Annotated in this window: 9 protein-coding genes and 1 pseudogene; 4 read left to right on the forward strand and 6 right to left on the reverse strand. The window is 51.3% G+C overall.

Annotated elements, in window-relative coordinates; translation table 11 throughout:
- Positions 1 to 67: 67 nt before the first annotated feature.
- Positions 68 to 1,450: an ABC transporter substrate-binding protein gene (locus P40081_RS25455; RefSeq protein ID WP_042139014.1), complete on the reverse strand. Its 1,383-nt coding sequence runs from the start codon at positions 1,448 to 1,450 to the stop codon at positions 68 to 70.
- A gap of 150 nt (positions 1,451 to 1,600) precedes the next feature.
- Between P40081_RS25455 and P40081_RS25460 the strand changes: the two genes are divergently transcribed.
- Genes P40081_RS25460 through P40081_RS25470 form a run of 3 tightly spaced genes read left to right on the forward strand, consistent with a single transcriptional unit; the run spans position 1,601 to position 5,968 of the window.
- A complete protein-coding gene (locus P40081_RS25460; RefSeq protein ID WP_042139015.1) occupies positions 1,601 to 3,394 on the forward strand; it encodes a cache domain-containing sensor histidine kinase in 1,794 nt (597 codons plus the stop codon).
- A 20-nt stretch (positions 3,395 to 3,414) separates the two neighbouring features.
- Entirely contained in the window at positions 3,415 to 4,995 is a 1,581-nt protein-coding gene (locus tag P40081_RS25465; RefSeq protein ID WP_042139017.1) for a response regulator, read from the forward strand.
- A complete protein-coding gene (locus tag P40081_RS25470) occupies positions 4,976 to 5,968 on the forward strand; it encodes an AraC family transcriptional regulator (RefSeq protein ID WP_042139018.1) in 993 nt (330 codons plus the stop codon). The genes P40081_RS25465 and P40081_RS25470 overlap by 20 nt, the downstream gene beginning before the upstream one ends.
- A 57-nt stretch (positions 5,969 to 6,025) precedes the next feature.
- Here P40081_RS25470 and P40081_RS25475 read toward each other — a convergent pair whose 3' ends face one another.
- The 3 genes and pseudogenes from P40081_RS25475 to P40081_RS39495 form a co-directional block, all read right to left on the reverse strand.
- Positions 6,026 to 7,603, reverse strand: a complete 1,578-nt coding sequence (locus tag P40081_RS25475; protein WP_042139020.1) for an alpha-L-rhamnosidase-related protein — start codon at positions 7,601 to 7,603, stop codon at positions 6,026 to 6,028.
- A gap of 200 nt (positions 7,604 to 7,803) precedes the next feature.
- Complete coding sequence (locus P40081_RS39490) at positions 7,804 to 8,760, reverse strand: glycoside hydrolase family 43 protein (RefSeq protein ID WP_042141453.1); 957 nt, start codon at positions 8,758 to 8,760, stop codon at positions 7,804 to 7,806.
- Between the two features lie 273 nt (positions 8,761 to 9,033).
- Positions 9,034 to 9,702, reverse strand: a pseudogene (locus P40081_RS39495) (glycoside hydrolase family 43 protein); the annotation flags it as partial.
- 827 nt (positions 9,703 to 10,529) lie between these two features.
- Between P40081_RS39495 and P40081_RS25485 the strand changes: the two are divergent.
- A complete protein-coding gene (locus P40081_RS25485) occupies positions 10,530 to 11,573 on the forward strand; it encodes a sensor histidine kinase (protein WP_042139021.1) in 1,044 nt (347 codons plus the stop codon).
- A gap of 162 nt (positions 11,574 to 11,735) precedes the next feature.
- On the opposite strand, the gene P40081_RS25490 is transcribed toward P40081_RS25485, so the two are convergent.
- Entirely contained in the window at positions 11,736 to 12,137 is a 402-nt protein-coding gene (locus P40081_RS25490; protein ID WP_042139022.1) for a MerR family transcriptional regulator, read from the reverse strand.
- 385 nt (positions 12,138 to 12,522) lie between these two features.
- Positions 12,523 to 12,867, reverse strand: coding sequence for an alpha/beta fold hydrolase (locus tag P40081_RS25495; protein ID WP_197074267.1), 345 nt, complete (start codon positions 12,865 to 12,867; stop codon positions 12,523 to 12,525).
- Positions 12,868 to 12,877 lie beyond the last annotated feature (10 nt).

Raw genomic sequence — 12,877 nt, forward strand, 5'->3', positions numbered from 1 at the left:
GTCCACAATTGTTCCGCCTCTCCGGCTGCCAGTTGACGGAGCTGGCGGAACAATGATCAGTTATACCTTATTTGTTCTTCCACAATTCCTTGAACTTCGCATCCATTGCCTCTGTAACCTGCTTTGGAGTGGTCTTGCGTCCGCCGATAATTTCGGCAAATTTAGCTTCCATTTCTTCAGCTACACCTGTCGGCCACATCTGATTAGGGAAGTATACGGACTTTCCGTTATTCAGGTAGGAATCGTTGACTTCCTTGAAGAGTTCATGGTTCAGGGCCACACCTTTATATACACTGATCGAGCTGTTCGCTCCGGTCCAGGCCTTGAACAGGTCAGACTGGCCGTCAAACAGATAATTCATCACTTCTTTGGCGACATCCAGATTCTCCGACTTGGCATTCAATGCGAACCCGGCAGCAGTTGCAGCGGACACGTAAGTCGGCTGTCCTGCTTCATTCGCCGGCAGGGAGAAGAATCCGCGGGTAAAGTCAGCTGCACCTTTGGCCGTTAATGTAGCATAATCCCAGGTTCCGTCAAAAATCATCGCCGATTTGCCGTCAATAAACAGCTGAGCCGCTTGGGCACTTCCAAGTCCGAGTGAATTTTTGACCACATAGCCTTTGTCGTACAATTCCTTCATCTTGGAGATTGTCGCTGCCCATTTCGGATCTGACAGTGATTTCTCACCCGCCTGAAGCTTGGTGTCAAAATCCATTTCATCCGGGTAAACAACATTCGCGGCAATCTGATACATTCCGAACTGCAGGAACCACGGGTCTTTATCCGCCAGTGAGATTGGAGTAATACCCGCGTCCTTCAGCTTCTGGCAGGCTTCAAGGAATGAAGGCCAGTCTTGCGGCATTTCCGTAATGCCCGCTTGCTTGAACAAGTCCTGATTATAGTAGACCCCCAGGTAATCCAGGCCGCCTGCGATTCCGTAAGGCTTGCCCTCGTATGACATATCCTCCTTCGCTCCCTGGCTGATGTTATCCCAGAAGGTCAGGTCGGACAGGTCGGCCGCATAACCAGCTTTGGCCATATCCAGCACTCCAAGGGATGCATTTCTCGGGAAAACCCAGTAAATATCCGGCCCTTGGCCTGAAGCAAGCTTGGTACGGATAGAAGTGAAATACTGCTCATCCGGAAGCTTCGAGGTTTCCAGTGTCACGTTAGGGAATTTCTCCTTGACGAGCTTAGGCATGATATCGAGTGCAAAATCCTGTCCGTCCGGGGCTTTCGTGCCGGATACCATCATTGTGAGCGTCACCTTCTTGGCGCTGCTGGCGGTATCTGTGGCCGCTGCGGCCGTTGCCTCAGCCTCCGGTGTGGTTGAAGCGTTCCCATTATTGGCCGGCTGATTCCCGTTGTTTCCTGATCCGCAGCCGGCAAGCAGTGTAAGCATTAACGCCAGCAGCAGCGTGCCCGTCCGTTTCTTTGATCGCGTTTTCATTAAATAACCTCCCTATTCTTCTATACCTTCGATTTCCCGGCCGCCCTTATTCCCGGTGGCTGTATTGATATCTTAATCGTGAAAGCGGTATAATTACTTTTGCATTTAAGGTGCACTATTTTACGGTCTTCTACATCGGAGGAAACAAGTATGAAATTTGTCAGTATCAAAACAAAGCTTTTTCTGGCGCTGGTTCTTGTCTCCGTCATTCCGATTGTCATTGTCACGTATAGCTCCTATCAGAGCTATACCGATCTGGTCAACCAGCAGACCTCACTTGTTGCCTCCAACACCGTTCATAATACGGTTCAGGGCATTGAGGACATTTTCGGAAATATTGAACGCATCTCGCTGACCATTCAGCAGCAGTCCTCGAGTGCAACCGCATACAGTACAGTAAGTGATGAACTGAAGAAGCTGGCACTTACCAGCGACTCCTACGACATTTTCATTATACAGAACAAGCTGAAGCTGATCTTCGAGAATTTGCTGCTCAGCTATGATTATGTTAACGGAATTTATCTTTTTGCCCCTGACGGCAAAAACATCAGCTACGGCAGCACCGCCGAGCTTCAGGTCGGCTATGTCCCGTTCCAGGATGACTGGTATCAGCAGACCATAGCCAGCAAAGGCCAGCTTTATATCGGAGAACCCGGTGTAAAGCCCTATATCATTAACTCTGAACCTTCCCTTGTCTTCTCCCGGGCGCTTTACGATATGAAGACCCAAGAGTTCCTCGGCGTATTCATGCTGGACTGCAGCCTGGATATTTTCAAGGGCCTGAACCAGGATGCCGTACCCAATATGAGCTACTTTGTCCTGGCGAATGACGACGGCAACATTATCTATGACAGTACCGGCAAGAACACCGACACCCGGCTGCCAAGCGCCTTAATCCGCAGAACGGAGGCCATGGCGGGCGATGAGCTGGAATTTTACGACGGGGACATGTTAACTGTGATTCAAAAGCTTCCGGTCTATCACTGGAGTGTCATCGCCAATATCTCACTAAGCGGGCTGTATGAGAAATACGGGATATCCCGGAAGCTGATCGTTTACATTTCTCTGACCTGCGCCGTTATTTTCATTCTGCTCTCTGTCCTGCTGTCCAACTGGATTACCAAACCGATTACCCGTCTGGCCCGGATCATGCGCAAAAACAAATCACAAAAGTTCATCACGACCGATATTGAGCCTCAGCGGGTGGACGAAATCGGCTTCCTGTATACGGAATACAACAAGATGATGAAGGACATCGATACCTTTGTCAGGGAAAGCTACCAGAATAAAATCCTGACCATGGACTCGCAGATGAAAGCGCTTGAAGCCCAGATTAATTCACATTTCCTGTACAATACACTTGAATCTATCAACAGTATCGCCGAGATTGAGGAGGTAGACAGCATTGCAGTGATGACCAAATCCCTGGGGGACATGTTCCGTTACAGCATCAAGACCGACAGTGAGCTGGTGCTTGCCCGGGAAGAGCTGCAGCATGTCGATAACTATATGACCATCCAGCAGATCCGCTATGGCAGCAAAATCCGTTATGTCAAAGAAATGGAGCCGGCTGTGCTGGAAGCCAGAATTCTCAAGCTGATTCTTCAGCCTTTGGTGGAAAATGCCGTCTACCACGGATTAGAGAACAAGAAGGGCAGCGGATTGCTTCTGCTCAGAGGCTACCTGGAGCCGGATAGCGGGCGGATTATCTTTGAAATCCGCGATGACGGGATCGGTATTCCCGCCGAACGGCTGAATGAGATTCAGGAGCTGCTGGAGCTGCAGCCTGAGTTCATGGGGCTGGGGCATCGCAGCAGACAGAGCATCGGCATTAAGAATGTGCACTCCCGCATCGCTCTCTACTACGGCTCCGACTTCGGACTGGCGATTACCAGCGAACCTGCGGCGGGTACGGCCATAACCTTGACTCTCCCCTCCAAATAACACTGAAAGTAGGCTGGACCATGTACAAATTCATCATTGTCGACGACGAGCCTTTGATCCGCCAGGGCCTGCTGAAGAAGATCCGCAGCGTAACTGCTGAGCTCAGCTTCTGCGGTGAAGCAGACAACGGCGGGGATGCCCTTGAGCTCGTCCGTACACAGGACCCGCATCTGATCTTCACCGACATGCGGATGCCGGTAATGGACGGCAAATCCCTGCTCCGGCAGCTGCAAAGCCAATATCCCGACAAAAAGATTATCGTAATCAGCGGCTACTCTGATTTCGAATATATGCAGGAGGCCATTTCGGCGCGCGTAGTCCATTATCTGCTGAAGCCGTTCAGTAAAGAAGAAATCCTTGATGCCATCTCCAAAGCGGTAACCGCAATCGAAAGTGAGCAGTCCTCCAAGGCGGAGACGCTGAGCATCACCAGAGAAGCTGAGCAGCTCAGTCTGCTTGGAGATATGCATGCCCTGCTGCAATATATTTCCGGGTTTTATCCCGTGGAGCACCCGCCCGTGTTCCGCTCTGCCCCCATGCGGAATCTCATGTCTGCCGGCAGAATGGTCCTGTTAACTCTCTATACACCGGAAGAATTAGCTGCCCAGGAGCCTGCTTTGGAGGGGACCCGCCTGTTTCTTCTGCACCCGCAGAGCAGGAAGGTGGCCTTCTCTCTCCAGCTCTATGACAGTTCACTTCCAGAGACCGAGATCCTGGAACTGGCCGCCTCCGAAGCCCGGAAGCTGATTGCCGGGACAGGACCCCAGGCCTGCATTGGCATCAGCAGTGTAATAAGCACTGTGTCCGGGCTGCAGCAGGCACGCGAGGAATCTATGTCTGCCCTGAACTGCCGGGCCATCGCAGACCAGGGCCAGTATTTCCTCTACCATCCCGGCAGCTACCAGACCACGCCCGTGATGTGGGAAGGCAGCCGGGACCTGATCTTTTTCATTGAATCGGGCAACACTGGAAAGGTCACTGAAGGAGTGCTCGATTATTTTGACTATTACCGCGGGCAGCCTGCGGCGACCATTCATCAGCTCAAAGAGAATTGCCGGCATATCATCGCTGAGGTCAAAACGCTGATCGCTGCTTACTTCCCGGCCCAGAACGGACAGCATCCGTCTTCGAGCCTGGAAGCCGTGCTTAGCATCTCGTTCGATGCTGAGGAGATCCGGCTGTACTTCCTGACGGTGCTCACCTCCGCAGCGGACTTGCTCAAGGAGCAATCGGTGTACTCTTCGCCAAATGTCATCGACAATGTGAAGGTGTATATCCGCAAAAACATAGCTTCTCCCGTCACACTTGAGCATCTGTCAGGTCTGTTCTACATCAGCCCGAGCTACCTGAGTTTTCTGTTCAAAGAAAAGACCGGTGAGAATCTGATTGATTATGTCAACAAAGAGCGTATTGAACGTGCCAAGCTGTTGCTGCGCACAAGTGAGGATAAGATTTATAAGATCGCCAAAGCTTTAGGAATCGATAACGCCAAATACTTTTTCCGGCTGTTCAAGAAAATGACGGGACACACACCGGAAGAATACCGGAAGCTGTGTGTAGCCGGAAAGGAGACCGGACCGGATGGATCACCGGGAGCTTGAACAGGCTCTGCGCCGCCATAATACCATAGAAGCCAAGCAGCGGCTCACCCGCCGCAACATCGAAGAGTTCGGCGGCCAAGAAATGACCCTGCCGCCCGGAGAACGGGTTCCGCGTCTGCCGGAACACCTTTTCTTCCGCCAGGGTGATTATCATATCAGCAAGCATCACAGGTTTGCGGCGATGCCGGAGCATACCCATTCTTTTATCGAGCTTAATTACATGTACTCCGGCCGCTGCCGTCAGAGGATCGGCGGCTCTGACATCGAGCTGACTCAAGGGCAGATCTGCCTGCTCGATACGGATATGCCCCATTCGATATCCATTCTGAATGAGGATGACATCCTGATTAATATTCTGATGCGCAAGGAAACGCTGAGCACGGCATTTCTGACACGCCTCGGCATTGACGGGAGATTAACCGACTTTCTGGTCAATGCCCAGTCTCCTTCCACCGCCCATGACCGTTATCTTCTCTTCCGCTCGGAGCACTGCCTGAACCTTCACCATATTCTCGCCAGTCTTATGTGCGAGTATTTCGATCCCCGTGAGTTCTCGGCGGATATGATCAGCGGCTATATGGTCATCGTATTCACGGAGCTCATGCGGGTACTGAGCCAAGATCCTGCCTTAAGCGGGCTTCCGTTAACCAAACGGGCCGATCTGCTGGAGATTCTGCAGTATCTCGAACGGCATTTCCGTCATTGTTCCCTGAAGGATCTGGCTGCTCACTTTAACTTCAATCCGAATTATCTGGGCAATCTGCTGAAGAAAAGCACCGGCAAAACCTTCGGGGAGCTGGTGCAGGAGCACCGTATGGCTTATGCCGCTCTCCTGCTCACCAGCAGCGGCCGCTCTATCGGAGAGATTGCCGGTGAATGCGGCTATGAAAGCCTGAGCTTTTTCCACAAGAAATTCGTTGAGCGCTACGGGCTAACTCCGCTGCTCTACCGCAAGCATAACCAAACAACCTGAGACGCCGCTTGCTGCGGATGCTCAGGTTGTTCGCGCTGCTGCCATATCCAGTTGCTTCTACAGCTGATATTTACGGATCAGATAAGCCGGAGTACAGCTCCAGGCATGGCAATAGCTGTTAATCAGATGGCTGCCGTAAGGTGAAAAGCTCTTGTCGTTTGGATCATACAGCTCCCAGAACGTATCCGCTCCGTCCTTAATCATCTGCCCCCAGTACTTCTTGATCTCCCGGATGGCTGTCTCCCTCTCGCCTACCTGAATCAGCGCCTCAATGAAGTGATGAACCATATAAGGTGTGGACATCGGAATCGCAGACTTGTCCTCCAGCAGCCTCAGCATGAGCGCCTTCGCCTGCTCCGGTTCCGGAACTTCAGCCAGCACCATCCAGATCTGTGACGCATAGGAGACCTGTCTGTCCCTGCCGCTGATGAAGCAGCCGGATTGGGCGTCCCATAAATGCTCCGCCGCCGCTTGTGTAAGCTCTCCGATTGTCCGCTCCAGCGTAGCCTTACGCTCATCTCCGAGCAAAGCTGCCAGATGCAGCGCGCGCTTCAAATTATAGATTAAGATAGCTTGGGAAGGGGCCTGCTTGTTCAGGTTAGGGTGCCAGTCAATAAAGGCCCACCAGCTCTCGTCATCAGCAACGATTCCGCGTTCGTCGAGCCGCTCCAGCCCCAGCTCAATCTGCCGGTAAGCAGACGGCCACAGCTCCTCCAGCGTATTCCGGTCACCGGTAGCCAGGAAATAATCGTGAAGCACAGAGACAAAAAAGAGTGAATAATCATAGAGATACGTATCGTCCGCTATGACCTGCGGCTTCATGAACAAATTGGCTGTGATCCTGCCCCGTTCATCCGGATAAGCCGCGAACAGGTACAGACAGCGTTTCACAAGACCGTTGCCTGAGAATGTCTCATAATTGGCGAGCGCCTGCAGCCGCAGGTCACCAAGCCATAGTCTGCGGTCCCGCTTGGGCCCGTCCTCGAACACCTCCTGCATACACTCCTCCAGCGTCTTTACGCTGACTTCATCGATCACCTGCAGCTCCGCGTCCGCAGAGGTGAGCGTGGCGGATAACGCAGAGCGGTCGGCCGAGGTTACAGCTGTGCAGCTGATGCCGGCAAAGGATACCTTGTACTTGGGCGAGGTATCCAGAACCTTTAGCTTGAGATACCGGAAGCTGTATCTTCGTTCCAGCTTCAGGGCAGCGGGGAGTACATCCAGATGAATCCGCTCCTCCTGCAGCCAGGAGCTGCTAAGCCATCCGTTGTATTCCGAGAAGGGTTCCGCCATCTCCACCGGCATTTCACCAAGTGTAATCTGCAGATGCAGCGGGGCATCCGGCGGGCTGCCGACGGGAACGATCCGGATTGCCAGAGCTCCGACCAGATGTTCGCCGAAATCTAGAATCACCTCTTCACCTTTGCCGAATGACATGCCGGGCAGGTCTTGCACGTGTTGCACCGCTTCTGCCTGCCAGCCATGGATCAGCTGTTCATTCCTTATCATCCGGACGATCTGCTTCGGCGTACATTCCCGGTGAATAAGCCGGGGCTCCAGCTGCGCGGCAACTGCGGCAAATGCCTCATTTTTGCGTATGGATACGACTTCCTGACGCTGCATAGCTTGTGTCATACTGTAGTTCCTCCCTCGGGTTAGCTTGTTTCCTCCTCTAGTAAACCGTATTCCAGTCCGTTTGAACATGCAGTGAATACAGCAAATTTTGCTCTTATTACAGTTTGCTTCCCTATTAGGGAACACTATTTGGATAATCCATTGCTCAGCAAGAAGGGGCACCCGGCTGCTTGGCGCATGCCGGGTACCCCTTCCTCATTCTATAAAGTTAGCTCATGGCCATCCGGCACCGGCAATCCGAATACCGGCAGTCCGTCTTCTCCCCATGCCACAGGCTGGACACGGGTATGACGGTTAGGGTCATTCAAGGGATCTCCCTCTATTTCCTTATAATTTCTGGCGTGATAGACAAGCAGGTCCTGCGTTCCATCTGCCGTTACCGTAAAGCTGTTATGTCCCGGACCGTACTGGCCGTTCTCTTCGCTGGTCGTAAAGACGGGGACCGGGGATTTCGTCCACGAGCCGGGGTCCAGCAGATTGCTGTCATCCGGTGCGGTAAGCAGGCCCATGCAGTAATGGTGATCGGTCGCGCTGGCCGAATAGGTCAGGAGAACTCTTCCGTTCTTTTTCATAACAGCAGGCCCTTCATTTACACGGTATCCAATCGTCTCCCACTCATAGTCCGGCCGGGTCAGCAGGATCTGCTCACCTTCCAGCGTCCATGGATTAGCCATCTTCGAGATAAACAGGCTGGAGTTCCCCTGAACCGAAGGGTCCTCCTGCGCCCACACCAGATACTGCGATCCCGCATGCGCAAAGGTAGTGGCATCCAGCGAGAACGTATCCCATGCGGTATAGATTCTCCCCTTCTCCTCCCAGCTTCCTTCCAGCGGATTGTCAGAAGCATTCTCCAGTACATACAGACGCTGTGCAAAAGGTGCATCATCACTGCCGGCGGAGAAATAGATGTACCACTTCCCGCTGATGTAATGAATTTCCGGCGCCCATACATAACCGCTCATAATACCGGTGGTATGCTTCGTCCAGATGACGACAGGCTCGCTGGCTGTAAGTCCGCCGATCGTCCGGGCTCTCCGCAGCTCAATCCGGTCATATTCGGGAACCGAAGCGGTGAAGTAATAATAGCCGTCACTATGCCGGTAAATGCAGGGGTCTGCCCGCTGTAGGACAACCGGGTTGGTGATTGTTTCATTCATTATGTAGCTATGTCCGTCCCCGAAGGCCGCCAGCAGCAGGCTGCGTTCCCCGGCAGTAACCGGAAGGACTCCGCCGTGGCGTTTGGTGTTTACACCAAGGTCGAACTCCCTGTCTGCAAGCACGCGGAAATCGCCGCTGCTAAGGTCAGACGTTAACAAGGGAAGATATCCCTTCCCTTCCGCATAACGGTCCACAATCAGGCACCATTCCCCGCGGCCGTTCAGCTTATAAATCTCCGGGCCTTCCACGCCCATAATGGCCTCCAGAACCGGCGCATCCACAAAGCTGAAGGCGTCTTTATCCAGCGACGCACCTTGCTCCACCCGGATATTCTTAGTTGTCTCATCCTTCGAGAAACGGTAGTACCTCCCGCCAGCAGCGATAATTGTCGTATCAATGATATGATTGTCGCGCTCAATGTACTTCTCTGCTGCCGTAAATTCCCGGAAATTCTTCGTGCGCGCGCTGTATATTTTATGCTTCCGTTCACTCTCATGCGGCTCCTGAGTAGCCGAAGCCCAGAATACCAGGAATTCATCCGCAGCCTCATCGTAAATCGCCTCAGGAGCCCATACACATCCGGCGCCCTCCACACCGACCGTAACTGCCCACGGCTGTGACCAGTTCACCAGATCAGCAGATTCCCAGACAATAATATCGCGGCTGCCGGCCTCCACTGCTGCACCCCAGCCCTTGCCGCTGGCAATGCGCAGATCGGTGGCAATCAGATAGAATTTGCTTTCCTTCGGCGAACGGATGATAAAGGGATCTCTGGCTCCCTTTTCCCCGAGCTCCGAGCGCAGAACAGGCAGACCCGCGTTCAGATCCTTAAAGTGCAGGCCGTCCTCACTGTAGGAGAAATAGACCTGTTCGCCATCCGGCTGCTCCCCGATGAAATGAACTAAGAGATAACCGGTGTATGCGGGTATAGATTGAGACAAGCTAAGCCCTCCTTAGGGAATTATTATACCGAACAAATCTTCCAGTCCGGCTTCGTGTCATTTAGTTAACACTAATATTAATCTATTTACTATTATATTAATATTATAGTTAGGGAACATAGATAGAGTCAATGCTGTTTCTGCTGAAATTCACCTGAGAAAAAAAGCCGCTGAACGGATTCAGCGGCTTCATTACCTTTTACATGGCTGCAATGTCTGCCGCCTAATGATAGCTGGGCAATAAAAATCAACCTGCTGGATCTCTCACGTTTACGGGATCACCGCTTTGATCTTCACCCGGGGCCAGTCGGGCTCCATCCTTGTTCAAGTAAGGTACACTGCGCCTATCCACTCAAAATTACAGCTTCGTTTCACCAGCCGGTTGCGCCTGAGACTGGTTACAGCCTTGCCTTCGCCATCAAAGCCCACAAAATTTGTTCATTTATTGTTCAGTTAAGACGTTTACACTATGCTCGAGGGAGGCATCTAACCTTGGGAAAAAAGCGAGCAGAAGAAAAACGGAAATGTGAGTGAGGTAGCTGCACTAACAACCATTACGCCAAAGGAATGTGCAAGCAACATTATTGGAAGGACTTTCGGTTTTATATAACAACCCTCTCCATTTATAGCATTTATATGTTGATTTTCCCGGTTAACTATCTCTTCAAAACTCTCACACGTATATGCAGATGAAAAAAGATTATCCCAAATTCTATTTAATTTGCTGCATAACGCAATTAAGTATAACGGAGCAAGGAGAGATTATTATTGAAGCCTCTAGGGTTAAACAACGCCGCAACATTAGCGAAGATAAAGGATCTGCTGAAGTGGTCCGTGCAGGATCGTCCGGGCCTCTCTATGAGATGGCAAGACCCAATATTCTAATTGTGGACGAGGATCCGGTGAACCTGAAAGTGTTGGCTGATATTCTCTATGAAGAAAATTACAGATTAACTGCGGTCTCCAGTGCCGATGAAGCCCTTGAACTGATCCGCTCTGCTTCCTGGGATTTGTTAATTGCCGATGTGAAAATGCCGCAAATGTCAGGATATGAGCTTACCAAGCAGGTCAGACAACATTTTGATATTACGGAGCTGCCGATACTCTTGTTAATTACCCATTCGATTTCAGAAGAGTCATATACAGAATTCTTACATGGAGCCAATGACTATGTAACCAAACCTGTTGAAAGATTAGAGCTGAAGTACAGAGTGCAGGCATTAATTTCGTTGAAACAATCGATTGACCAAAGTCTGCGGATGGAAACAGCCTACTTGCAGGCCCAGATCAAACCGCATTTCTTATTCAACACCATCAACTCCATTATGGCCCTGAGTGAATTTGATATGGAACAGATGCGTAATGTAGCGGGTGCATTTGCAGATTACTTGCGGTATAGCGTTGATTTCATTAATACGAATCAGCTGGTGGATCTGGAGAATGAAATTTCCCTGGTGAAATCCTATTTATTCATTGAGCAAGTCCGTTTTGGAGACAGGTTAACTGTGGTGTGGGAGATCCAGCCCGCTCTCCGTTTCAAGCTTCCTCCGCTGTCCATCCAGCCGCTCGTTGAGAATGCAGTAAGACATGGATTGCTGAGCCGGGCGAAGGGCGGCGAACTGGTGGTGCGCATATATCAGGCGGAAGCTGGCGCCTGTGTACAGATTATAGATAATGGCAAAGGGATTCCGGCTGCCGAGATTGAGAACCTCCTAAGCCTTACCCGGCATAACACCGGGGGAATCGGCTTAAGGAATACCAACCGCCGTTTGGTTCAGCGGTATGGCCAGGGTCTTCTTATCCAGAGTGAACCGGGCAGGGGCACGACAGTATCGTTCATGATTCCTCTTGATAATCATCCGGTATCTTAAGTTCCAACCAGATTTCACCACCTCATAAATCACGTCTAATGTCCGCGCATCTGGGCATTACTCCCGATACCTCGGTTACGCGGGGGCAGTGGCTGAGTCTAAGCAAAATGGACAAGCTCAAACCATGAAGCTGCCGCTCATTGAATTCGGTCCGGAATGTATTTATTGCACCTTCAAGTGGTTAAGATGATCCGCAATCCGGTTAAGCTCATCGGCAAGCGCCGCCAGGGAAGCAACAAGCAGCTGCTGTCTGTCCGGCTTCTTCGGCTCGGCGCTGATTTTCTCCATTGGCGGAGGAGGTTGCAACTCCTTCTTGTCCTCTTTGCCATACATCGGAAAGCCGTCTTCAATCAGCAGACGAACAATGGTACTGAGATGGTAACGCTCTGCACGCAGTTCACTGATCCGCTTCAGTAGTTTCAAAGTTTCATAAGGGTAAAGCACCTGGTCTCCCTGACGGGTCGCGGCTACAAAATAAGAGAAATACTCTAGCCATCTCTTCACTGTGGTCGGAGGTAATTTCGATATCGTGATCAATTCCAGCTGCGTGTAATGGCGAACCATAACATCTCTCCTCTTTCTAGTGGACTTATATATTTTAATGGTATTCGTGTTCCACGAAATAAATGTGTGAAATTACTTATTTGCGTTTTTTCGCATCAAAAACGGCCAACTGCCTGCGAAGGCAGTTGGCCGTAGATCCATCCGGATATTGTCCTCGATCCTGCCTTGACCGGCCTCCAGAAACTTGCCGTAATATTTGAGTGCTTCTTCATGAAGTGCGTGGTACATATATTGCTCTCCAGCGTGAGCCCCCCGCCGCCAAATACTTATGCACCGGGCCGATCCACTGAATATTGCAGTCCCGCCGGACCCGCCGGTTTCGCCGGAGGCTTGAGGTTACCCTTCCCTCACTGTTCAGTTCCTTGAACAACCGATCCATTCAAAGTCATAAATGACCGCACCATACTCTGCTGCAATTTCCTTCGTGCGGTCTGTCGAGCTGGGCGAGCACAGCACCACCGGAACAAGCTACGATTACAGCCCTCTCTACAGCCAGAGCGTCCAATAACAGCTTCAAATCTTCACAATGTGTGTCTACGATCCGGCTAATCTCCACATCCATTTTACCGGACTGCCCGTTCCCTCTTAAATCGAATACGATTACTTTCGCACGCTTGCTGAAATAATCCGCTTGCGGCTCAAACAGATGATGGGAGGTCGAATAATCATGAATAAAAACAATAGGCAGACCGTTGCCCGACATCTCGTAATACAGCGACGTTCCATTCACCTTCAATATG

This window comes from Paenibacillus sp. FSL P4-0081, from assembly GCF_000758565.1.
Classification (GTDB): Bacteria; Bacillota; Bacilli; order Paenibacillales; family Paenibacillaceae; genus Paenibacillus_AQ; species Paenibacillus_AQ phytohabitans.

Excerpts from the sequence above, each read along its gene's own strand:
- P40081_RS25455 (WP_042139014.1), bottom strand. The coding sequence starts at position 1,450 with ATGAAAACGCGATCAAAGAAACGGACGGGCACGCTGCTGCTGGCGTTA.
- P40081_RS25460 (WP_042139015.1), top strand. The coding sequence starts at position 1,601 with ATGAAATTTGTCAGTATCAAAACAAAGCTTTTTCTGGCGCTGGTTCTT.
- P40081_RS25465 (WP_042139017.1), top strand. The coding sequence starts at position 3,415 with ATGTACAAATTCATCATTGTCGACGACGAGCCTTTGATCCGCCAGGGC.
- P40081_RS25470 (WP_042139018.1), top strand. The coding sequence starts at position 4,976 with ATGGATCACCGGGAGCTTGAACAGGCTCTGCGCCGCCATAATACCATA.
- P40081_RS25475 (WP_042139020.1), bottom strand. The coding sequence starts at position 7,603 with ATGACACAAGCTATGCAGCGTCAGGAAGTCGTATCCATACGCAAAAAT.
- P40081_RS39490 (WP_042141453.1), bottom strand. The coding sequence starts at position 8,760 with ATGAATGAAACAATCACCAACCCGGTTGTCCTACAGCGGGCAGACCCC.
- P40081_RS25490 (WP_042139022.1), bottom strand. The coding sequence starts at position 12,137 with ATGGTTCGCCATTACACGCAGCTGGAATTGATCACGATATCGAAATTA.